This is a genomic window from Sphingobacterium deserti (assembly GCF_000757725.1).
In the GTDB taxonomy this organism is placed as follows: Bacteria; Bacteroidota; Bacteroidia; order Sphingobacteriales; family Sphingobacteriaceae; genus Sphingobacterium; species Sphingobacterium deserti.
On record NZ_JJMU01000054.1, the window covers coordinates 65125 to 86614 of the forward strand.

At 43.2% G+C, this 21490-nt stretch carries 21 protein-coding genes and 2 tRNA genes; 15 read left to right on the top strand and 8 right to left on the bottom strand.

All coding sequences use genetic code 11. The features are described from left to right. Positions 1-45: 45 nt before the first annotated feature. The 3 genes from DI53_RS14785 to DI53_RS14795 all read left to right on the top strand — a co-directional run bounded on the left by DI53_RS14785 (position 46) and on the right by DI53_RS14795 (position 3267). The gene (locus DI53_RS14785) at positions 46-708 is read left to right on the top strand and encodes a hypothetical protein (protein ID WP_037501270.1); all 663 of its coding nucleotides are present in this window, start codon (positions 46-48) and stop codon (positions 706-708) included. Positions 709-711: 3 nt separating this feature from the next. After that, complete coding sequence (locus tag DI53_RS14790) at positions 712-2367, top strand: ABC1 kinase family protein (RefSeq protein ID WP_037501273.1); 1656 nt, start codon at positions 712-714, stop codon at positions 2365-2367. Positions 2368-2457: 90 nt separating this feature from the next. Continuing rightward, positions 2458-3267 (top strand): alpha/beta hydrolase, encoded by an 810-nt coding sequence (locus tag DI53_RS14795; protein ID WP_037501276.1) that lies wholly within the window; start codon positions 2458-2460, stop codon positions 3265-3267. A 54-nt stretch (positions 3268-3321) separates the two neighbouring features. On the opposite strand, the gene DI53_RS14800 is transcribed toward DI53_RS14795, so the two are convergent. Beyond that, positions 3322-3945, bottom strand: coding sequence for a sugar O-acetyltransferase (locus DI53_RS14800; RefSeq protein ID WP_037501279.1), 624 nt, complete (start codon positions 3943-3945; stop codon positions 3322-3324). 100 nt (positions 3946-4045) lie between these two features. Between DI53_RS14800 and DI53_RS14805 the strand changes: the two genes are divergently transcribed. Further along, positions 4046-6307, top strand: a complete 2262-nt coding sequence (locus tag DI53_RS14805; protein WP_037501468.1) for a glycosyltransferase family 4 protein — start codon at positions 4046-4048, stop codon at positions 6305-6307. Here DI53_RS14805 and DI53_RS14810 read toward each other — a convergent pair. Beyond that, the gene (locus DI53_RS14810; RefSeq protein ID WP_037501282.1) at positions 6253-7722 is read right to left on the bottom strand and encodes a glycoside hydrolase family 130 protein; all 1470 of its coding nucleotides are present in this window, start codon (positions 7720-7722) and stop codon (positions 6253-6255) included. The two genes, DI53_RS14805 and DI53_RS14810, sit on opposite strands and share 55 nt — an antisense overlap. 118 nt (positions 7723-7840) lie before the next feature. Here DI53_RS14810 and DI53_RS14815 point away from each other — a divergent pair, with 118 nt between their 5' ends. Next, a complete protein-coding gene (locus DI53_RS14815) occupies positions 7841-9301 on the top strand; it encodes an aminoacyl-histidine dipeptidase (protein WP_037501471.1) in 1461 nt (486 codons plus the stop codon). A 114-nt stretch (positions 9302-9415) separates the two neighbouring features. On the opposite strand, the gene DI53_RS14820 is transcribed toward DI53_RS14815, so the two are convergent. Together DI53_RS14820 and DI53_RS14825 are read right to left on the bottom strand one after the other, a co-directional pair. Beyond that, positions 9416-10048, bottom strand: a complete 633-nt coding sequence (locus DI53_RS14820; protein WP_037501285.1) for a nitroreductase family protein — start codon at positions 10046-10048, stop codon at positions 9416-9418. Positions 10049-10052: 4 nt separating this feature from the next. Continuing rightward, on the bottom strand, positions 10053-10652 hold the full coding sequence (locus DI53_RS14825) for a TetR/AcrR family transcriptional regulator (protein ID WP_037501288.1): 600 nt from the start codon (positions 10650-10652) through the stop codon (positions 10053-10055). A 129-nt stretch (positions 10653-10781) separates the two neighbouring features. Between DI53_RS14825 and DI53_RS14830 the strand changes: the two genes are divergently transcribed. Next, positions 10782-11615, top strand: coding sequence for a patatin-like phospholipase family protein (locus DI53_RS14830; RefSeq protein WP_071790506.1), 834 nt, complete (start codon positions 10782-10784; stop codon positions 11613-11615). Here the strand turns inward: DI53_RS14830 and DI53_RS14835 are convergent. Next, the gene (locus tag DI53_RS14835; protein WP_037501477.1) at positions 11578-12402 is read right to left on the bottom strand and encodes an alpha/beta fold hydrolase; all 825 of its coding nucleotides are present in this window, start codon (positions 12400-12402) and stop codon (positions 11578-11580) included. The two genes, DI53_RS14830 and DI53_RS14835, sit on opposite strands and share 38 nt — an antisense overlap. A 172-nt stretch (positions 12403-12574) precedes the next feature. Here DI53_RS14835 and DI53_RS14840 point away from each other — a divergent pair. The 4 genes from DI53_RS14840 (at position 12575) to obgE (ending at position 14703) form a co-directional block, all read left to right on the top strand. Next, a tRNA-Arg gene (locus DI53_RS14840) sits at positions 12575-12648 on the top strand. Between the two features lie 316 nt (positions 12649-12964). After that, positions 12965-13038 (top strand) — tRNA-Arg (locus DI53_RS14845). A gap of 73 nt (positions 13039-13111) precedes the next feature. Then, positions 13112-13681, top strand: a complete 570-nt coding sequence (locus DI53_RS14850; RefSeq protein WP_037501292.1) for an adenylate kinase — start codon at positions 13112-13114, stop codon at positions 13679-13681. A 17-nt stretch (positions 13682-13698) separates the two neighbouring features. Further along, positions 13699-14703 (top strand): GTPase ObgE, encoded by a 1005-nt coding sequence (gene obgE / locus DI53_RS14855; protein WP_037501295.1) that lies wholly within the window; start codon positions 13699-13701, stop codon positions 14701-14703. A gap of 43 nt (positions 14704-14746) precedes the next feature. On the opposite strand, the gene DI53_RS14860 is transcribed toward obgE, so the two are convergent. Beyond that, positions 14747-15355, bottom strand: coding sequence for a hypothetical protein (locus DI53_RS14860; protein ID WP_131555305.1), 609 nt, complete (start codon positions 15353-15355; stop codon positions 14747-14749). A 6-nt stretch (positions 15356-15361) separates the two neighbouring features. After that, positions 15362-16177, bottom strand: coding sequence for a 3-methyl-2-oxobutanoate hydroxymethyltransferase (panB, locus tag DI53_RS14865; RefSeq protein ID WP_037501301.1), 816 nt, complete (start codon positions 16175-16177; stop codon positions 15362-15364). A gap of 113 nt (positions 16178-16290) precedes the next feature. Here panB and DI53_RS14870 point away from each other — a divergent pair, with 113 nt between their 5' ends. The 5 genes from DI53_RS14870 (at position 16291) to DI53_RS14890 (ending at position 20014) form a co-directional block, all read left to right on the top strand. Continuing rightward, on the top strand, positions 16291-17034 hold the full coding sequence (locus DI53_RS14870; RefSeq protein ID WP_037501304.1) for an RluA family pseudouridine synthase: 744 nt from the start codon (positions 16291-16293) through the stop codon (positions 17032-17034). Between the two features lie 11 nt (positions 17035-17045). After that, the gene (locus DI53_RS14875) at positions 17046-17645 is read left to right on the top strand and encodes a TlpA family protein disulfide reductase (protein WP_037501307.1); all 600 of its coding nucleotides are present in this window, start codon (positions 17046-17048) and stop codon (positions 17643-17645) included. 1 nt (position 17646) lies between these two features. Further along, positions 17647-18480, top strand: a complete 834-nt coding sequence (pyrF, locus tag DI53_RS14880) for an orotidine-5'-phosphate decarboxylase (protein ID WP_037501310.1) — start codon at positions 17647-17649, stop codon at positions 18478-18480. A gap of 166 nt (positions 18481-18646) precedes the next feature. After that, positions 18647-19396, top strand: coding sequence for a hypothetical protein (locus tag DI53_RS14885; RefSeq protein ID WP_037501313.1), 750 nt, complete (start codon positions 18647-18649; stop codon positions 19394-19396). 18 nt (positions 19397-19414) lie between these two features. Next, positions 19415-20014, top strand: coding sequence for a hypothetical protein (locus tag DI53_RS14890; protein WP_131555307.1), 600 nt, complete (start codon positions 19415-19417; stop codon positions 20012-20014). 326 nt (positions 20015-20340) lie between these two features. Here DI53_RS14890 and DI53_RS14895 read toward each other — a convergent pair whose 3' ends face one another. Then, positions 20341-21477, bottom strand: a complete 1137-nt coding sequence (locus DI53_RS14895) for an acyloxyacyl hydrolase (RefSeq protein WP_241462440.1) — start codon at positions 21475-21477, stop codon at positions 20341-20343. Between the last annotated feature and the right edge of the window lie 13 nt (positions 21478-21490).

The window sequence follows — 21490 nt, forward strand, 5'->3', positions numbered from 1 at the left end:
TTTTAAACCGATTTATTGTTAGAGGATAACAATACTGTTGGTCTCATGAAAAAGCTAATCATCGTGCTGTTGTTGGGCATGTTTGTTCAACACGGATATGCACAAAACGAGCGTGACACAATCCATTATCATAAAATATACTATTTTGGTGGCACCGGGCTATCGTTTCCCTTAGGCAAATCCAATGAAGTATTTACCACGAAGCTTTTCTCAGGAAGCATGGGGCTAGATATTTCGCTTAAAGATCCGCGGTATTTTCTCACACCAACTCTTTATTTGCTCACCTACGGCTATAACCAGCAAATTCCAGACCCTGATTACAACCACATGGTGGAAAATGGGCGTGCTAATTTTTATATGCTTAGTATGGCAGCCGGCAGGCGTCGTCAGTTTAAGCGTCTTAATACCTTTGTTTATCTGGGGCCGGCGCTCGGTGTGGTTAGTGAACCGCGTGGAGAATTGGTAGGGCAGGTGCTCAAGATGGATAATAAATATTCCATGTCTTTTGCCGGTAAGATGGGGGTGGGCGCAGATTACAAATTTCCAGGTTTTTTTCTCGGTGCAGAAGTTGGATACTTGCAACATTTTAGAAAGATAGAAGGTAATTCGGCCCAGTTTCTCACCATTATGTTCGGCTTAAAATCAGATATCACAAGTTTGAGTGAAAAGGTATCGCATGCCATTGGCTTGGATAACTACATCCGTTAAGATATGTACAGTGTTCACAAATTAAAACGCATCGGACAAATTCTTCGCATCCTGTCCAAGCATGGCTTTGAAGAGGTGATTTCACGATCGAATATCGATCGACTGATACCAGATAGCGTATTGCTTTGGAATACCCACACCAAGCGGATTTTTGAGGAAGACTTCAATAAACGCGTTCGATTGGCTATAGAGGAGCTAGGCCCCACGTTTATCAAGCTCGGGCAGCTACTAAGTAACCGTGCAGACATTATTCCAGACGAACTAAGGCAGGAACTTGTGAAACTACAGGATGAGGTGCCGCCCGAAAAGATGGATCTACGCGAAAAGTTAAGCAACTCGCTTGATATTGATGTCGATGCCCATTTTGCACATATCGAACTGCTGCCTATGGCCGCAGCGTCAATTGCACAGGTGTATCAAGCTACGCTGCACGACGGGAGTAAAGTCATACTGAAGATTAAGCGCAGCGGGATCAACCGCCTTGTTCGGGCTGATCTCGACTTTATAGCAGATTTAGTGAAATTGCTGCGTACGAAGTACGAGATCGTGCAGAAGATAAATCTCTATGAAATAGTGCAGTCGTTTGCTAACTCGCTATTAAATGAATTGTCCTTTACAAATGAATTGAATAATATCGAACGGTTTAGACGAAATTTTCGTGGGAACAGCGCTTTATATGTGCCGAAGGTTTATCGATCGTATTCAAACGATGAAATTCTCTGCATGGAGTATATCGACGGGATGAAGATCAATGATTTGGATAGCCTTGCAGAAAATGGTTTTTTACCTAAAGATATTCTCCAGAATTGCTTGGATCTTTATTTGGAACAAGTATTACAGCATGGTTTTTTCCATGCCGATCCGCATCCGGGAAATGTTCTGGTCAATACCAAAGGACAGATTGTTTTTATCGACTTTGGGTCAATGGGCTTTATGATTCCGCATGATCGGGACATTATTGAAGCGATGGTGATTAACTTTTTAATGAATGATGCGAAGGATCTCATTCGGAACATTAAGAAACTAGCTATTGTTCACGACATTGAAGACGAACGGCAGTTGGAAAGAAGCGCCTATGAAATTTTCCAGATGATTGAAGAAAACGCGCTAGACGATATCGATATATCCATCATGTTGCATAAGCTCAACAATATTTTGCAAACCAACAGTATCTTACTGCCTGATTTTGTTTATCTATTGCTCCGCGGTGTCTCGATTTTGGAGGGCACAGGCCGACAGCTAAATGCCGAGCTAAATATACCCGAGAGTATCAAGCCCTTTGCTAAAAAGATCGCCCAACAAAAAATGTCTGCCGAATATATAAAAAGCCAGTTGTTGGAGAAGGTTAAATTTATGAAAAACATACTTACAGAGGTGCCTGAAGATCTTTTAATGTTGTTGGAAAAGGCGAAGTCCGACAAGCTAACACTAAATCATAAGATACAAGATTTCGATCGCATGCAGTTGGTATTTCATCGGATAGGTAATAAGTTTTTGCTTTCTATTTTGGCAATGACCTTTGGTGTCGGTGCGAGCATTTTGGCCCATGGAAGGGTAGGTTATTTGCTATGGGGAATGCCGATCCTATCCTGGCTTGGCTTCACAATGAGCTTCATTTTATCAGGCACGTTGCTGATCTATTTGATTCGAAGCAAGTAAAGACAGCGTTTTCTGCGCGCACTAACTGTACGCTTTGCATTTTGGCTTCTGCTTCCTTTTTGCTACATTGGACGCTAAACATGAAAAACAATGCGAACGATACTACCTTTATTTCTGGCGCTCACCTTATTTTTTTCTGCGAACGCACAAGACCGTACCTACAAGACAGAGGAGAATATTCAGTATGTAGAAAAACCCGCCTCTGATTATCAAAAAACGCAATGTAAACTGGATGTGCACTATCCTACATCAGGAGATTCTATGCCTATCGTATTGTGGTTTCACGGCGGAGGGTTAACAGGTGGGCAAAAAGAAATACCTGCTTTTTTAAAGTCCAAAGGATTTGTGGTGGTCGGTGTTGGATACCGGTTTTCACCAAAGGTGAAGGTGGAAGACATTATTCAGGATGCAGCGAAGGCCGTGTCTTATACGCTAAAAAATGCCCAGAAGTATCGTGGTGATAAACGTAAGGTCTTTCTTTCGGGACATTCCGCAGGCGGTTATCTGGCGCTCATGCTTGCACTTAATAAACGTTATCTTCAGGAAGAGGGCATTGATGCTAACACCTTAAAAGGGATTATTCCCTTTAGTGGGCAAGCAGTAACTCACTTCACAGCGCGCAAAGAAAAAGGTATTGAGGAGAAGCAACCAACGATAGACGAGTATGCCCCACTTTTTTGGGTCAGAAAGGATGCTCCACCCATTATTTTATTGACCGGAGATCGGGAGAAAGAAATACTGGGACGCTATGAGGAAAATGCATATTTAAAGCGAATGCTCGGACTGGTGGGACACCCTGACGTCAAGCTGATGGAATTTGATGGCTACGGACACGATATGGTTTACCCCGGGCTTCCAGTGTTAATAGATGAAATGAATCGCCTTTTAAAAGCGAATTAATAGTTTTCGGGATGGTGTATCTAAAATATCACCATCTCGAAAAATACGCTAGTATTATATTTCCTGCTCGTCTTCTAAATTTGGGAATTTCTCATTCTTGTAGTAATAGTGTTTGTCGCTGTCCGTAATACTGCGAATAACCCGACACGGATTTCCCACAGCAATAACATTTTCAGGAATGTCTTTTGTGACGATAGATCCGGATCCTATGACGGTATTTTTTCCGATGGTTACGCCGGGATTGATAACCGTGTGTCCACCGATCCAAACGTTGTCTTCGATGGTCACCGGCTTAGCAAATTCCCATCCAGCTACGCGAGGTTCAGGGTGCACCGGGTGCCCCGCCGTAAAGATAGAAACGTTAGGCCCAATCATGACATTTGCACCGATCGTCACCGGGGCACAGTCTAAAATCGTTAAGTTAAAATTCGCGTAAAAGTTGTCGCCCAAAAATATATTATAGCCGTAATCACAGCGAAAAGGTGGCTCTATAAAAAATAAGTTCGTCGTTTTCCCAAACAGTTTTTTTATAATCTGATTTCTGCCTTTGACTTTAGACGGTTCTAGGTTGTTAAAGATGTGCAGTTGCTCTTTGGCATACTGTCTCTCGTCAAATAATTCCCTGCCCATAGCCTGATAAATTTCCCCGGCAATCATTTTTTCTTTGGATGTCTTCATCTTTTGCGTTTTTAGGACTGGAAGATACGGAAAATAGTTAGAAGCATCTTTTTAAAACAAAATGCCTGCAAATGCCATTCTATACGGTAGGAAACTTACCATGAAAATAGCTCATATCAGTACATACAGTCCCCGCCAGTGTGGGATAGCAACATTTACGACAGACTTACTCTCTTCGTTAGCCTTTTGCGATAATCGAAAGCAGCTGGAACAGCATGTATTTGCCATCGCCGATACGCCCGGCACTACTGCATATCCCGAAGAGGTTAAATACGAAATCGGGCAACAGCAGCTCCCAGATTATTTGTCGGCACTTCAGACTATCAATAGCGGCGGGTATGAGCTTTGTATCTTACAGCATGAATATGGTATTTACGGGGGCAATAGTGGTGTCTATATCTTATCGATCCTGAAAAAATTGCAAATACCACTGGTCGTTAACTTACATACTGTATTGGACAATCCGTCTACGGATGAAAAAAATATTTTACAGGATATCGCGCAGGTTGCGGATAAAGTTATCGTCACATCCAAATTGGGCGTACAGTTGTTGCAAGACGTGTACGGCATAGCGTTATCCAAAATTGAAGTTATTTCACACGGCGTTCCAGATTTTCCGTACACACAGCGCGAAGCGAAGGGCATGCTCGCACTATCAAACCGGAAGCTATTGCTAACGTTCGGCTTTTTAAGCCGCAACAAAGGAATCGAGACCGTTTTGCACGCTCTCCCGGAAGTCGTTAAGCAAGTTCCTGATCTGCTGTATATCATCGCTGGAAAAACGCACCCGAATGTGTTAAGAGACGCTGGGGAGGAATACAGGGAGTATTTGGAACAGCTCGTCCAACAATTAGGGCTTACGAACCATGTGCTATTTGATAATTCTTTTATGGAAGAGAAGCGTTTGACGACCTATCTCTCCGCCTGTGATATCTATTTAACACCATATCTCAACGAAGCACAGATTAGCAGTGGTACCTTGTCATTTGCTATTGGAGCAGGTGCTTGTGTGGTTTCAACGCCTTATTGGCATGCAAAAGAGTTGCTAGCTGATGGAAGAGGTGTATTGTTTGAAAAGGAAAATGCGAAGCAGCTCGAAAAGATTCTTTTGAACCTACTGTTGCACGAGAAAAACCTACTCCAGATACGTGATACAGTTTCAGCATGCAAAGATACCTTGTCTTGGAAAGCCATTGCGTCAACCTACATCGCGCTTTTTGCGCAGGTAACACAGGAATTTGATGCCGCACGTCGTCATTCGCTGTTGGCCGACAAAGCTGCGAACCCAACACTTAATCTTTCGCACGTGAGACGGCTCACCAACCCGGTAGGCATTGTTCAACATGCGACCTTTGCCACGCCCAATTATCATCACGGCTACTGTTTGGATGACAACGCTCGGGCGCTTTTATTGTTGTTGATGGTAAAAGAGGACGATCCCGCACAAGATGTAGATGCTCTTATATCCACCTACATCAGTTATATTTATTATGCCCAACGGCCTGATGGTTTGTTTAAAAACTTCATGAGCTTCGATAATCGCTTCTTGGAAGATATTGGCTCCGAGGATGCATTCGGCAGAGGAATCTGGGCTATCGGATATCTTGTTCGCTCGCATACGAATTCCAGCTATAGACAAATCGGTAAAGAGATGTTTGTACGTGCATTGCCACATTTCAAAACATTTCGCTCGCTGCGCGCCGTGGGATATATCGTTCTGGGCTTGGTCCACTACCTTGAACACGAACCTCAAAACCAGGAACTGCTGAGCGAACTCCGTCAGCTGGTTTCTTTTATGCGTAGTGAATACGAAAGTAATAGTAATGAGAACTGGCCGTGGTTTGAAAAAGTAGTTTCCTATGATAACGCAATATTGCCTTTAGCACTACTGCGTGCAAATGCTGTGCTGCACGATGACGCTGTAAAAGTCATGGCTATGGATGCGGCAGAATTTCTGGATGGCGTACTGTTTCGTACTGCTCATCTATCGCTGATTGGTAATGAAGGCTGGTATGAAGAAATGGGCGCTATTGCCGCATTTGGACAACAGCCTATAGAGGTTTATTCAACGATGTTGATGTATGAAGAAATGTATAAAGTTTCTGGAGCCGGGCGCTATCTGCAGCAGATCTACCATTCCTTTCAATGGTTTCAGGGTGAAAATGATTTACAGTTGCGTTTGTACGACGCAGAGACTGGCGGCTGTTGTGATGGATTGGAAGCCTTTGGCGTAAATAGAAATCAAGGAGCAGAAAGCACGATCACGTTTTGGCTATCAAGCGTCCACATGAATCGTGCTTTTAAGAACTATACGGAATTGCTAAGTGCATTAAGCAGCTCTTCCAAATTAACAGTGGCGTAGGTCGATGCATAGTCAGACATCGCATAAGGGATGATGAGATTCCCGTTGTGCACCATTTGGCCGCAGGAATACACGACATTAGGTACATAACCTTCACGCTCGATACTATTTGGCGAAAGAATTGGATCTTTTAAACGTCCGATTACTTTCGTTGGGTCATTCAGATCCAATAAAGTAGCGCCAACGGTATACATGCGCATAGGGCCGACACTATGGGTGATAACCAACCATCCTTTTTCAGTCTCGATGGGCGAACCGCAATTTCCTAACTGAATAAATTCCCAAGGTTCTTCCGGTTCGCTCAACAGAATTATTTCTTCATGCCAATTGGTAATGCTGTCCGAAAAAGAAATGTAGTTATTTTCGCCATCAACACGGCAAAGCATAGCATATTTGCCATTGATCTTTCTGGGAAACAAAGCAGCGCCTTTGTTGGCGATCTTCCCGTTTATAGGCTGCACTTTGAAGTGAATGAAATCCTTTGTAGAAAGCAGTTTTGGGAGAATAGAAAAACCATCATAGGCCGTGTAGGTAGCGTAATAGGTAATCTTTCCTTTTTCATCTTCAAATTTTACGAAGCGCGCGTCCTCAATACCGCGTATCTCCGTCTCAGCTATCGGGAAGATAACACGTTCTGAGATGGCCGTGTCCAGAGAATACGTCATTTCGTAATGCGAAGACGCGAGCCACTGCATTTGGTTTGTCAACGTGTCGCTATCTAAACTTAACGTATGCTCTTCCTTAATCTCTTTTACGTACTTACGCAGCTCCTCGTAGGTGAATACTTCAGAAAGTTTGTTCTCGATGATGGTTAGCATTTCCTCCTCCGGAGCATGCAACGCAGATAATCTAGCGATGAAATCTGTTTTTTCGTATTGATGGTTTTTGATTTGTTTTGGTTTTTCCAACAATCTTCCCACTTCGTCGAGCTGAATATCCAAATTCTTATCGATAATTCCAGATCGGAAGACAATAGACGACACATGACCTTCGCCGGTCGCCCTAAAACTCAGGATGATTCGTTTTTCACCATCACGTAATTGCGACTGGTCAGGGTCTTCAATAATGGAAGGATTGAAGAATGCCGCCGCTTCAATGGAATATTCCATCGTAAAATAAGCACCTATGATCAGACGCTCTTTATACGTTATCTCATGATCATCCAGCGCTATCTTCTTTAAAAGTGGGGACACGCGCTTGAAATTTTTCTCCAAGATGGAGACTACGCTACGATGACGTTTAGAAAAACCCCGAAGTATTTGATTGAGCAACTCGTTTTGCCTCGTGCGCGATAAGCCCGTGATGCGTTTAATAATTTTTATCGATCGCTCTTCACTTAGTTGGAAGAAACGTGCTAAGACCCTTTTTGAATCGGGGCTGAAAATGATTGGCTTGCGCTCAACTTGTACCGACATATAGCTATTTTTTATATATAAGCGCCTGTGAGCCGAAATTGTTTTAATAGAAGTTACAACATGTGGTTTGTGTTACAGAATGCTTACTTTTGCCGGGACAACGAAAACAAAATATACTATGTTAGAGCAATTAGAGCCGAAAGCCGTATGGCACCATTTCGAAGCACTAAACGCAGTGCCCCGGGCATCCAAAAAGGAAGAACAAGTTATTCAGTTTATGCTGAATTTTGGAGCAAACCTAGGACTGGAAACAGTGAAGGATAGCGTAGGGAATGTAATTATTCGGAAGCCTGCTACCAAAGGCATGGAATACCGGCAGACGGTCGTGCTGCAATCCCATTTAGATATGGTGCACCAGAAGAACAACGATACCGTGTTTGATTTCGCGAATGAAGGAATACGTATGTTTATAGACGGAGACTGGGTGCGCGCAGAGGGTACCACGCTAGGGGCAGACAATGGGATGGGCGTTGCCGCTATTATGGCTCTCCTCACTGCGCATGATATCGCGCATCCGCCGCTGGAAGCTTTATTTACTGTTGACGAGGAAACCGGAATGACAGGGGCGAAGGGGCTAAAAGGCGGACTGCTGAAAGGAAATATTCTATTAAATCTGGATACCGAGGAGGATACAGAAATTGATATTGGCTGCGCAGGTGGTGTAGATATTACAGCTCGCTTTTCTTATGCACAAGAGAAACCAGCGCAAGATGCATTACAGTACCGCTTGCTAGTGAAAGGCCTTCAGGGCGGCCATTCAGGAATGGAAATCCATAAGGGTTTAGGAAATGCTAATAAAATAGTAAATAGAATCTTGTATGCTATGTCGACTTTGGGACTACGGTTGTCATCCATTGACGGTGGAGGTCTCCGAAATGCAATACCTCGCGAGGCGACAGCTGTCTTAGCTTTTGAAAGCGAAGGGGAAGAGGCTATCTTATCCCATTTCGAAACGATCATCAGCAGCATAAAAAAAGAATTTGCGACAGTGGATGCGGGACTAAGTATGAGCTTAGAGCCTATGCAAGATTCAGATATGCAGGTTTTACCTCTAGAAATACAGCAGAATCTGTTACGCGCTCTATACGCAGCGCCCAATGGTGTTTATCGGATGAGCGCAGACTTTGCCGACTTAGTCGAGACGTCTAATAACATTGCAAGGGTAGAGGTAAAAGATGGTGAAGCTACGATCAAATGCCTCACGCGCTCTTCGGTTGAGTCATCCAAATGGGATCTTGCCACAGCAATCAAAAGTTGTTTCGAGTTGATCGGTGCAAACGTTACATTTTCTGGGGATTATCCCGGTTGGACGCCAAATCCGAATTCCGCTATATTAGAAGTATTAAAGGCTACCTACCAAGATCTTTTTCATGAACCATCAGACGTAGTAGCTTGCCATGCTGGGCTGGAATGTGGAATTTTAGGTGCGCACTATCCAAGTATGGATATGATTTCATTTGGTCCGACAATACGGGGTGCACATTCTCCGCAAGAGCGCGTTTCTATCGCATCCGTTCAGAAATTTTGGAGATTTCTGCTAGAAATCTTACAGCGAATCCCAACGGAAAAACAAGTATAACCATTCCGCTTTCATGAGGGCGGGATTTGGGTTAATCCAAGATTTATCACCTATAAAAAAGGGCCACCATTGCAGGTAGGCCCTTTTCGCTTTGTTTCAATATGTGTTTAGTATTTAGCTGAGCTGAAGCACGAAGTTTTCCTTCGAAACCCGCACTTTTTTCAAATTTACCAACCAGTCGTTGGTTACATCGCGATAACCTAATGCTAAAATAGTTACCGATTTCAATCCGAGTTTACTGAGACCAAGGAGCTCATCAAGATCTGCATTATTAAAGCCTTCCATCGGTGTGGCATCTACTTTTTGTTCTGCTGCAGCCGCTATCGCTAGTCCGAAACCGATGTACGCCTGACGCGCAGCATGCTCAAAATGTTGCTCTTTGCTTTGCTGTTGGAAGTTACTTAGCAACATGTTTTTATAGTCATCTGCATAGCCTTTAGGCAATCCGCGTTCGTTCTCTTGCTGCGCAAAAACCGAGTCTACGCGCTCTAGTGTGTATTCATCGTATGCCGCAAATACTAACAGGTGCGACGCATCCACGATCTGCGATTGATTGAAAGCGATGGGCTGAATCTTAGCTTTCAACTCCGGATCGGAAATTTCGATCACTCGGAATGGATGTAAACCAGATGAGGTGGGCGCTAGCCGTGCGGCCTCGATGATATAGTCAATTTTTTCTTGTGCTACGGCTTCGCCGTTCATTTTTTTTGTAGCATAACGCCAGGATAGATTTTCTAATAGACTCATTTTCTTATTTTTTGTTAATTAAAGTAAACTTAAAGCTGTCCATAGCATCCACGAACATCGGCGTAGGCTCCGCGGGGATAACACTGTTGGACAGCAATTCTATGGATATAAAACCGTGCAGCATAGACCAAAAGGTTTTTAGCTTTAAATAGATGTCTTGATGTTCGTAAGTTTTCGCAAGCTTCTCAATGGCTTCGTACATCAGGGTCGACATTTGCTTCATTTCCACGACACTATTCACCGTTTCGCAGTGCGGGATGCCCAAGCTAAACATGATGCGGTAATACGCTGTGTTGCTCGCTGCAAACCTCCAGTAGGCAAAAGCCATTTCCTGAATACATCCCTCTGGGCTACCTGCTTTTTCCTTTGCGTTTCGCATGTCAGTAGTCAAATTTGCAAAGCCTTCCTTAATGAAATATTCTTGGATAGCTTCTTTGTTTTCAAAGTGTTTATAGATAACAGGAACGCTATATTCAATGGCATCTGCAATACGACGAATGGAAAAAGCTTGCCAGCCCTCCGTTGATATAATCTGCCAGGAAGCCGCTATGATCTGCTGCCTTATTTCATCTTGTTGACGTAACCGACGTTCATTTATCCCCATTCTTGTTTAAACATTTTGTTAACAGTGTTAGCAAAAGTAACAATAATAAATATTCGTGCAATAGATCGTTTGTAAATCGACAAAATTATGACAGACGCTGAAACCTAATAATTTTCTATATTTATACTTATGCAAGGATCAAACGAGGAGAAAAAAGTTTCGTTAGTGCTTGGCAGCGGTGGCGCCCGTGGCATTACACAGATCGGTGTTATACAATATTTGGTGGAACGTGGCTATGTCATTGACGAGATAGTCGGTTGTTCAATAGGCGCATTGGTGGGCGCCGCGTACGCGAGCAACCGTGTTGTCGAGCTTGGCGACTGGATGAAGACGCTCACGAAAGCACAGGTGTTTCGTTTGCTGGATTTCTCGAATCCAAGATTTGGCCTGCTAAAGGGGCAGCGGATTATTGACAAGCTGCATACGGTCTTTGAGGATGTAAATATCGAGGATTTGCCTTTCAAGTACACCGCGGTGGCTACAGATCTGGATCGCGAAGAAGAAGTACTGTTTACAGCGGGGAGTATTTACACAGCGATCCGCGCTTCGATTGCTATTCCAGGTATATTTACCGGCGTTGCTTATGACGACCGTTTTTTGGTTGACGGGGGCGTGCTCAATCCCTTACCGCTCAATCATGTCACGAAAAAAGGTAATATCGTAATTGCTGTAAACCTAGACGGCTTGCCCACCAAGGCAACCGGGTTCGTCGCTAAACTTAATCCAGTTGCTCTTCTGCAAGAATCTTATTTTGCCATGCGCAGACGGCTTAGCACCTTGACGCTAGCCTATTACAAGCCAGACTTTACGATTACCATTCCGCATGATTCCGCCGGGATATGGGATTTTCACCGCGCTATGGAGCTAATCGAGATGGGCTATAATTTAGCAGACGAAATATTGAAGGCTAAGAAAGATAGTTCAATTAAACCTTCTCAAGAAATTCCGTCAATAGATCGGTAAATCGCCTTGCATCTTCTAAATTTGGAAGATGTCCTGCATTTTCTATTTCCACAAATCTATTGTTCGGTATAGCATTCGCCATGTCAGTCATATCCTGTTTAGACGTAATTTTATCTTCTGCACCTCGAATCAACAGACAGGGAACTTCAATTTGGAATAAACTTTCTGAAGTATCGGTGCGTGACGCTAAAGCCAGTAAGGTTGCACAAATTGTACTTATGCTATTCCTGCGAATACTACTTTTTATCAATTCTGTAGCATCGGGCATTTCGTCAATACTGCGTGCCGCGAAGACATTTTCAACAAAACCTATGGCAAAGGGCCTGCGTCCATGATTAAGCACGGCCTGTATACTATCAAAGCGCTTTTGTTTTGCGGCATTGCTATCCGCTTTACTGTGCGTATCGGAAAGCACGAGGCCCGTAATTTTCTCTGGGAAAAGTTCATATGCACGAAGCGCAATATACCCCCCCATAGATACGCCGCAGAGAACGCATTGCTGAATGTCTAATTTTTCCATAAACACCCGCAAATCTTTGGCGAACACATCAATCGAGAAGAAGCCGTGCCCGGCAGTACTGTTTCCATGTCCACGAATATCTACAGCAATGGCCGACACATGGTCTGGTAAATTTTCCAATTGTGGACGCCACATATTTTTGTTAAACGGAAAACCGTGCAGAAAAATGATGGTCGTTTCTGATTCCGTCTTTGCTTTTTTGTGATAATAGGAGATGCTTATGTCACCGATACGAATTTTGTTGCTTTTTATTAAGCGTTCAGCCATGTCATTAAAATTAATAGAAAAAATCGAATTACGTTTTAAATCAACAATATACATACCACACATCACTTAAACGGGGATTTTTTCGAAAAATAATTTGGAAAAAAAGAAAAAGTGTCGATATTTGCATCACTGAAAACGACAACAACGTTGTTGCCTATTACCTTCAGTAAATGCGCTCATAGCTTAATTGGATAGAGCACCTGACTACGGATCAGGAGGTTAGGGGTTCGACTCCCTTTGAGCGCACACTTTTCTTTTTACGACCATATTCTTTTTAGCTTTCACACTTTTTTTAATTAGCAGCATCAATTTTCGGGCAAACTCTCGTGGTGTTAATTTAATCGATTAGAACTCGCTAAAACTAGGTAGCCGTGAAATGCTGCTGAAGTTTTAAATGATACTCGTTTACCTATCCATCTAAAAAGCTCAGTACATTGTCCTTATCTTATAGGCGCCCCAGCAAACACTACAAAGTTGAAAAAAAATTTGCAGAGCAAATCCATTTCCCTATATTTGCATCACCAAAACGGAAATGGCTATACGCCTGAAAGTGTTGGTTGCCGCGCTCATAGCTTAATTGGATAGAGCACCTGACTACGGATCAGGAGGTTAGGGGTTCGACTCCCTTTGAGCGCACATAGTACACGAAGCCTAATTCTCATTGGATTAGGCTTTTTTTTCGAACATAGAACAAAATATACTAAAAACTATGCTAAACCTTGTCTTATTCGGTCCTCCAGGTGCTGGTAAGGGTACTCAATCAGAAAAACTTATCGAGAAATACCAACTGGTACACATTTCAACGGGTGACATTTTCCGTGCTCATATCAAAAACCAGACTGAGCTCGGGCAGCAGGTAAGTCAGATCATTGCGGAAGGTAATCTTGTGCCGGATTCCATTACCATTGCCATGCTGGAAAAAGAGATTAAAGAAAACTCGGAAGCTAAAGGGTTTATTTTTGATGGCTTTCCACGGACTGTGGCTCAGGCCGAAGCATTGGATGCGTTCTTGACATCGATAGGTCAGCGTATAACGGGTGTTGTAGCGTTGGATGTGAATGAAGAAGAACTTACACAGCGTATCGCCAAACGTCAGGAAATTTCCGGTCGTGCAGATGACGCCGCAGATAAATTGAAAAAACGTATTGAGGAGTACTTCAATAAAACGATTCATGTACTTCCATATTACGAAAAGCAAGGCAAGCTTGCTAAAGTTGATGGTATAGGAGAGATTGATACAATCTTCCAGTCTTTGACATATATCATCGATAAATACTAAATAAATAGAAAAGGACTATGGCCCAAGGCTCAAATTTTGTTGATTATGTGAAGGTATGCTGCCGTTCTGGACACGGCGGATCTGGTTCTGCGCATTTACATCGCGATAAATTTACCGCGAAAGGCGGGCCGGATGGCGGAGATGGTGGTCGTGGCGGCCATATCATTCTAAAGGGATCAACGCAGCACTGGACGCTATTGCATTTAAAGTTTCGTAAGCATATCATTGCGCCAAATGGCGAACCGGGAGGATCCGCATTGCGTAGCGGTGCAACGGGTAAAGATGAAATTTTAGAGGTGCCGCTTGGAACGATCGCAAAGGATGCTGAAACGGGTGAGGTGCTTTTTGATATCACGGAAGATGGTGAAACAAAGATCTTAACGCCGGGCGGTAAAGGTGGTTTAGGAAACTGGCACTTTAAATCGTCTACGCAGCAGACGCCTCGGTTTTCTCAACCGGGATTGCCGGGCCAAGAGCAGTGGATTATCCTGGAGCTGAAAGTCCTCGCAGATGTCGGTTTGGTAGGTTTCCCCAATGCTGGTAAATCGACGTTGCTGTCGGTGGTTTCGGCGGCTAAGCCAGAGATTGCAAATTACCCGTTCACAACCTTGGTACCGAATCTAGGAATTGTAGGCTACCGCGATAACAAATCGTTTATCATGGCGGATATTCCGGGGATCATTGAAGGTGCTTCGCAAGGAAAAGGGCTTGGCTATCGATTTTTACGCCATATCGAACGTAACTCTGTATTGCTTTTCATGGTACCTGCAGATACGGATAGAAGCATTGAAGAAGAATATCAGATTTTATTACGTGAATTGACAGCCTATAATCCTGAACTTAAAGACAAACCACGTTTGTTAGCAATTACAAAAGCAGATATGCTAGATGATGAATTGGAAGCCGAAATGGCGGAAACGCTGCCGAAAGGCATACCGGCTATATTTATCTCATCAGTTGCCGGCAAAAACATTACACAGCTAAAAGATATGCTGTGGAAAGCGATTAACACGGAAGCATAACATAACATAAAAAAAAGCACTCTCGAGTGCTTTTTTTTATATCTTAAATAATTGGGAATAATTTTGTTTCTACTTCTATCTTAAAGTTTTGATTCAGCGCGTCAAAGAATTGCCTGTTTATGGACGCTCCATGCTGTTCAACCAAATACGGAATAACCAGTTCACCTTTTGACGTGCGTAATTTGTAATATCCAAACAGCGTTCCCTTATTTGCTTGTACCGACTTTACTTCTGATACCGATTGAACATCACGCAATAGATTAAAGTGCATGCTTTCGCCAGCGGCATTGTATACCAGCACATCGGCCTGTTCAGGATCGTAATACATCCGATATTTCCGGATTGCCTTCAGATGATTGCTGTATACGAATAGCTGACCGATGAGGTAAAGGGCGAGTGGAAGTGCTATCCATAAAATCTTGATTTTAAATCCAATCAATAGGATAACAAAGAATAGTATAATGCCTATTCCGACGGTGACAAGGGTGCTTTTTGCTGCTTTCGCAATCACTTGGGTGTCGCTATCGACCAGTTGCAGATTGTGCTGCTGTGTAGGCTTCATGATGCTCGTCGTCGGCCCCTTCATAAAGAACCGCCGAGAGATGTAATACATCAATATCGCAACGAGAATAACAAGCAGTAAAATGCGCATAGTTTATTAGTATTGCTCTTGCTCGTTGGGGTATGTTCCAGCTTTCACATCAGCCGCATACTGACTTGCTGCCTGAACCATATCGCCATACATATCCATGTAACGTCGCAAAAACTTTGGTTTAAAATCCTTCGTAAATCCCAACATATCATTAACCACCAATACCTGCCCGTCACAGCCGTTTCCAGCGCCTATCCCGATTGTTGGTATGGCGACAGATGCTGAGACTTCTTGTGCTAATTTAGCTGGAATCTTTTCCAAAACAACTGCAAAACAGCCAATTTCTTGCAGGGCTAATGCGTCTGATTTTAATTTTGCTGCTTCAGCCTCTTCCTGCGCACGCACGCCAAAGGTGCCAAATTTATTAATAGATTGCGGCGTGAGCCCTAGATGTCCACAAACAGGAATGCCAGCATCTATAATTTTTTTTATGTTTTCCAGAATTTCTACGCCACCTTCGAGCTTTAGGGCGTGGGCACCAGATTCTTTCATCATGCGTACGGCGGCTTTGAAAGCGTCTTCCGATGTTCCCTGATATTCTCCAAACGGAAGGTCGACCAACACCAACGCCCGTTTCGTGCCGCGCGCCACAGCGCTCGCGTGATAGATCATGTTATCTAAAGTGATAGGAAGGGTGGTTTCATATCCGGCGAATACATTGGCCGCAGAATCACCCACTAATAAAATGTCGATCCCAGCCTCGTCCAGTGCCTTTGCTGTAGAAAAATCATAAGCTGTCAACATGCTGATCTTTTCACCAGTTTGTTTCATGCCCAATATCGTATTCGTGGTTACTCGTTTTATAATCTTATTTACTGACATTTTCTTCGCTTTAGTTCAGCAAAACTAAATAATTAAAATAGAAATATGCTAAATAATCCCATATTGGAAAGGCTTCCTCTTTTATCTCTCCTAGAATTTGTACTTTTGTGGTTATGCAAGAAAGCGAAAATCGTTTATTTAAATTCCCGAAATTTGAGGACCTAATTATTTTCGAGGATGATGACTTGATCGTGATCAACAAACCCCCTTTTGTGGCATCGTTGGACGATAGAGGTGGCGGTGAGGTGAATATACTTCGCTTAGCAAAGCGGTACCATGCCGATGCTCAAGTGTGCCACCGATTGGACAAAGAGACATCAGGCATATTACTTATTGCAAAAAATCCGCAAACATACCGCGCCGTTTCTATGGCGTTTGAGCATCGTCGGGTAAATAAAGTTTACCACGCCGTTATCGGCGGTACGCATACTTTTGAACAGCTTGTTGTCGATCTGCCAATATTAAACCAAGGGAATAAAAGTGTTTCTATCGATCGGGCGAATGGTAAGGCGGCTGAGACAATCTTTAATTCCATTCAGTATTTCAAGCATTATACGTTAGTGGAATGTAAACCTGTCACAGGCAGAATGCACCAGATCAGGATCCATTTAGCCACGCAGCATGCTGCTATTGTAGGTGACGGGATGTACCGGGGCAAGCCGGTTTTCTTATCGCAGATTAAGAAGCGAGGTTTTACGATGGCGAAAGATCAAGAGGAGTTGCCTATTATGAAACGATTTGCGCTCCATTCAAAAAATGTCAGTTTTTCTATAGAAGGTAAGGATTATGCTTTTGAAGCGCCTTATCCGAAAGACTTTGCGACTTTGGTAAAACTTTTGGAAAAATTTGACAGTTAAGATTTACAGGTATGACGGATAAAAAGAGAACATGGAAAATTGTAGGCAATGTAGTATTTGTCGTGCTTATCGTCGCTATGATTATCCCAACAAGCCGGTCATGGTTTCAGCAAGGTTTGATGAAGTTAGGCTTATTCAAGCCTGATTTGGAGACGCCGCAAGATACCGTTAAGCCGACGGACGCTACCTCAACCACCACCACACAGCAGGTTTCTTTTACTGATGACGATGGCAAGATTATTAAAATTTCTGATCTGGCCGGCAAAGTTGTTTTCCTAAACTTTTGGGCTACCTGGTGTCCACCGTGCAAGGCCGAGATGCCATCCATCCAAGCGTTGAAGGATAAATTCCAAGATGACGATCGCGTTGTATTTATGCTGGTTGAGATTGATGGAGAGGCCGAGAAAGCACATGAATTTATGAAACAGGGAAAAATGGATCTCCCGATATTTTACCCGGAAAGTGAAATTCCGTCTAACTGGCTCGGACAATCCATTCCCACTACAGTTATTTTAGATAAGGAGGGCAACGTTGCTGCCCACCATGAGGGTATGGCTGATTACTCCCGTAAAGAAGTATTTGATTTTATAACAACCTTAATAAACAAGTAAAATGACGAGAGCGGAGTTGGTTCGCGAGATTAAAACAAAGAAGAGCTTCCTTTGTGTCGGTTTGGATACAGATATCACTAAAATTCCGGAGCACCTGCTCGAAGATGAAGATCCAATATTTAGCTTTAACAAGGCGATCGTAGAAGCGACCGAAGATCTTTGTGTAGCCTACAAGCCCAACATTGCTTTTTACGAATGCTACGGTGTTAAAGGTTGGCAATCTTTACAGAAAACTTGGGAGATCTTACCGAAAAACTGTTTTAGTATAGCGGATGCGAAGCGCGGCGATATCGGCAATACCTCCGCGATGTATGCCCAAGCATTTTTCGATCAACAAGTTTCGGGTCTTGGTTTCGACTCGATAACTATTGCTCCCTATATGGGTAATGATTCCGTAACGCCTTTTCTTACCTCCGCTGATAAATGGGCGATCGTTTTAGCCTTAACATCAAATGTAGGAAGCGGAGATTTTCAAAATATAACAAATGGACAAGGAGAACAGCTATTTGAGTCTGTTTTGCAAAAGGTTGCTTCTTGGGGCACAGTAGATAATACGATGTTTGTCGTGGGTGCGACACGCGGTGAGGCTTTTTTGACGGTTCGTAAGCATGTTCCTGACCACTTTTTGCTGGTACCTGGGGTTGGCGCGCAGGGCGGTTCGCTTCAAGAGGTTTGCCGTTATGGGATGAACAGCAATTGCGGCCTACTTGTAAACAGCACGCGTGGGATAATCTATGCTTCTAAAGGAAGGGATTTTGCGGAGCGTGCTAGAGCGGAAGCATTGCTTTTGCAGCAGGAAATGCAAATCGAACTCGAGCGCGCGGGCATCTTGTAAGTGGAGTACTAACGGATTTTACGCTTGTCAAAATTGCAGAATGTGATATCATACTTCCTCGCAAGGAAGCGTTTTTTAGGTGTTTACTATCCTCTTTAGAAACGCCTTTGCTTTTTGCACTATATTTTGGCACAATAATTACTGCGTAAGACTGGTGAAAATAATTATGCGTATCAAAAAATCCCATCTTGTAGCTTTACCCATTGCATTGTCTTTGGGAGCTTGCAGCTCCATATATATGCCGAATGTGCCGGCAACCCCTATGTTTAGGGAGCAAGGCGAAGTTTACCTTGCAGCGCATAGCAATATCAAAGGAAACATCAGTGGCAACGCTGGTGTAGCTGTTGGCAAACATGTGGCTGTTATTGCTAACGGATCTTATATCGATAACGGTGGCGACAACAGTAATGAACTCTTTAGGCAGCAATCTGTGGAAGGCGCTATTGGCTATTTTACAAAAATCGGAAAGGAGAAAAGACAGGTCTTTGAGGTCTATGGCGGTTATGGCGTCGGAACATCAACCGAGGTTGATCGTCGCGCGACGACGACGGGTATGGAACCGGTAGAAACGCGAGATATGGACTTTGACAAAATCTTCGTACAAATAAATTATTCGTCGACACGTAAGCAAAAGCTCAATCTATTTGGTAAAAGACGGGAATTGAACTACGGTACAGCTATACGCGCCAGCAGAGTCGCAATGAAAAACTTTACAATTAACAATTTGGCGAGTCCAACGGAGGAAGCTTTTTTTATTGAGCCACTGTTTTTCACAAGAATGGAGCTTCATAAAGGGTTGCAATTGCAATACACAAACGGTTTTAATTTTAACGTGGTGGATAACGACTATTTGAAAGCCGGAAATGCGGTGTTCACCCTGGGCGTGACCTATAATTTTGGGGGTAGAAAAAGATAATAATATAGATTGTAAGCTATGAAAAGAAGAAATTTATTTTTGATGTGTTTAGCCGTTTTGGCTATTTGTGTAGGGGGATGTGCCGTCAGCAAAAACAATATAGATGCGTTGGCGAAGTGTGATTATACCGTGGAATCCCTGCAGGATGTTCGCTTGGCTGGCCGCGCCGTAAGTAGTTATACACAGGGAAATAGCGTGAATATCGCGTCGTTGCCCGCAGTAGCGCTAGCAATGTTGCGCAAGGAATTGCCGCTAGAAGCGCGCGTTAATATGAAAATTAGCAATCCGACAGCAAACAGGACCTCTATTAACTCCTTCAAATACCTTATCGAAATTCAAGGAAAACCATTATTTGAAGGTGATGTGAACCAAAACGTTCAATTAGCAACGGGTGAGAGTACGGTAGTGCCGCTAACATTCAAAGCGAATATCTTTGGCGCCACGCAGGAAAAGGGCTTGGAGAATGTGTTGAACGAAATTTTTACCCGAGAAGGAGAAGGTTTTCTGGTTTTAAAAATCAAGCCTTCCATGAGAATCGGAAACAGCAATATCTACTACCCAGGCTACATTACCGTCGATAGAAATCTAGCAAAAAGCATCCGCAAGCTGGTGATGTGATAATGAGTAGTGCGTAGTGAGTAGTGAGTAGTGAGTAGTTAGTAATGAGTAGTGAGTAGTGCGAAAAAGAGCGTCATTGCGAGCCGGAGGCACGACGGCGCGGCAATCTTTAATCTTTGGTATTGAGTAATGTGTAGTGGGTAATGAGTAGTGATAATAGATGATAGTAGGTAGATTTTAGTACTTAGTATGTAGAATTGTTACTGTCTATAAAATTCTTTTAATTTTTACTTTTTACTTTCAAATGCGAGCAGGAGGCACGAGGACGAAGTAATCTTTGCGTTTGCAAAAATGCAGATTGCCGCGGCATGCGACGTAAGCATAAACTATTTTCTATTAAAAGTATACCCCATAGTCCACTCAATAAAATCTGCTTTCCCTTTATGCGCTTTTATCGATACGCCGGCATTGATATTCTTATATACATAGTATCGCGCGCCTGCGCGTAAAAAGATGCGTGTTATCTCGCCATTAAAGTATTGTTTGTGCAGGTAATAACCAACGTTTCCATTCAATACTAAATTGCGGGTGAGCACATGGGCAAGGTAATAGGAGGGGCCGTAGGAAAGTTTAGCGCTGAGCTTGCCGCTTTTGTCGCCGGCGATTTGGTCGCTGTTTCCAGATTCTGAGTAAAATAAATCTAATCCCGCTCCCATGCGCCATTTGTGCGATATGTGCTTGCTCGCATAGGCACTAACAGTAGATTTAAAGAATCGACGGTCGTTATCGCGCTCTAGCTGTTTCCATCCCAAGCCATAGTTCACATGAAACAAGATCCGCTCGCTATAGGGTTCTATATGGCTCTTATCTGGTAAGACGGTTTGCCCGTTTGGCTGATAGGTGATAGACGCTGTAAGCGGAATAAGGTTTACGCCTTTATTGGGCAATCGCATCGCTCCATTGGAGAAGTGATGGAAAGCCAGACCCAAGCCTGCTCTCCAATTGGGATTGATCTTGTATTGTGCCCGGATACCCAAATCAATGAAAACATTGTTCTTGGCACCAATGACAACGTTCAGCGGATTGGTTTCCTCATCGTACGGGGTGAAGTTTCCGGAGATACCTAACCCGATTCGATAATCAAAACCCCATCTCTTGTTGGCTAAATTGCCAAAAGGCGATTGCATAAAGCCATATATAGCGTAAGGGCTGCCTATAATATCCGTATTAAAAGTACTACTGTAAAGGCCTACGCCATAGATAGGGTTATTGTACAGCGTAAAATATTGATCATCAGAATGCTGTATTTTCCAACCTATCTTCAAATTTAGACCGTTGTAAAATGCACTTTGAAAAGCAGTCTCTTTGACCTCTTTTGATGCTATTATCCCCCCGTTTTCCACCTCCAATTCGATAATCAATGGGTTTTTTACGCGCTTGGCCTGCGAAACGGAATCTGTTTGTGCCCACGCGACAGATAAACCAGAAAATAACAGACCTATTATTAAATATATATTTTTCAATTTTACTTCCTAA

What these genes read in the sequence shown, in the direction of transcription:
- DI53_RS14785 (WP_037501270.1), top strand. Translation starts at nt 46, where the DNA reads ATGAAAAAGCTAATCATCGTGCTGTTGTTGGGCATGTTTGTTCAACAC.
- DI53_RS14790 (WP_037501273.1), top strand. Translation starts at nt 712, where the DNA reads ATGTACAGTGTTCACAAATTAAAACGCATCGGACAAATTCTTCGCATC.
- DI53_RS14795 (WP_037501276.1), top strand. Translation starts at nt 2,458, where the DNA reads ATGCGAACGATACTACCTTTATTTCTGGCGCTCACCTTATTTTTTTCT.
- DI53_RS14800 (WP_037501279.1), bottom strand. Translation starts at nt 3,945, where the DNA reads ATGAAGACATCCAAAGAAAAAATGATTGCCGGGGAAATTTATCAGGCT.
- DI53_RS14805 (WP_037501468.1), top strand. Translation starts at nt 4,046, where the DNA reads ATGAAAATAGCTCATATCAGTACATACAGTCCCCGCCAGTGTGGGATA.
- DI53_RS14810 (WP_037501282.1), bottom strand. Translation starts at nt 7,722, where the DNA reads ATGTCGGTACAAGTTGAGCGCAAGCCAATCATTTTCAGCCCCGATTCA.
- DI53_RS14815 (WP_037501471.1), top strand. Translation starts at nt 7,841, where the DNA reads ATGTTAGAGCAATTAGAGCCGAAAGCCGTATGGCACCATTTCGAAGCA.
- DI53_RS14820 (WP_037501285.1), bottom strand. Translation starts at nt 10,048, where the DNA reads ATGAGTCTATTAGAAAATCTATCCTGGCGTTATGCTACAAAAAAAATG.
- DI53_RS14825 (WP_037501288.1), bottom strand. Translation starts at nt 10,652, where the DNA reads ATGGGGATAAATGAACGTCGGTTACGTCAACAAGATGAAATAAGGCAG.
- DI53_RS14830 (WP_071790506.1), top strand. Translation starts at nt 10,782, where the DNA reads ATGCAAGGATCAAACGAGGAGAAAAAAGTTTCGTTAGTGCTTGGCAGC.
- DI53_RS14835 (WP_037501477.1), bottom strand. Translation starts at nt 12,402, where the DNA reads ATGGCTGAACGCTTAATAAAAAGCAACAAAATTCGTATCGGTGACATA.
- DI53_RS14850 (WP_037501292.1), top strand. Translation starts at nt 13,112, where the DNA reads ATGCTAAACCTTGTCTTATTCGGTCCTCCAGGTGCTGGTAAGGGTACT.
- obgE (WP_037501295.1), top strand. Translation starts at nt 13,699, where the DNA reads ATGGCCCAAGGCTCAAATTTTGTTGATTATGTGAAGGTATGCTGCCGT.
- DI53_RS14860 (WP_131555305.1), bottom strand. Translation starts at nt 15,355, where the DNA reads ATGCGCATTTTACTGCTTGTTATTCTCGTTGCGATATTGATGTATTAC.
- panB (WP_037501301.1), bottom strand. Translation starts at nt 16,177, where the DNA reads ATGTCAGTAAATAAGATTATAAAACGAGTAACCACGAATACGATATTG.
- DI53_RS14870 (WP_037501304.1), top strand. Translation starts at nt 16,291, where the DNA reads ATGCAAGAAAGCGAAAATCGTTTATTTAAATTCCCGAAATTTGAGGAC.
- DI53_RS14875 (WP_037501307.1), top strand. Translation starts at nt 17,046, where the DNA reads ATGACGGATAAAAAGAGAACATGGAAAATTGTAGGCAATGTAGTATTT.
- pyrF (WP_037501310.1), top strand. Translation starts at nt 17,647, where the DNA reads ATGACGAGAGCGGAGTTGGTTCGCGAGATTAAAACAAAGAAGAGCTTC.
- DI53_RS14885 (WP_037501313.1), top strand. Translation starts at nt 18,647, where the DNA reads ATGCGTATCAAAAAATCCCATCTTGTAGCTTTACCCATTGCATTGTCT.
- DI53_RS14890 (WP_131555307.1), top strand. Translation starts at nt 19,415, where the DNA reads ATGAAAAGAAGAAATTTATTTTTGATGTGTTTAGCCGTTTTGGCTATT.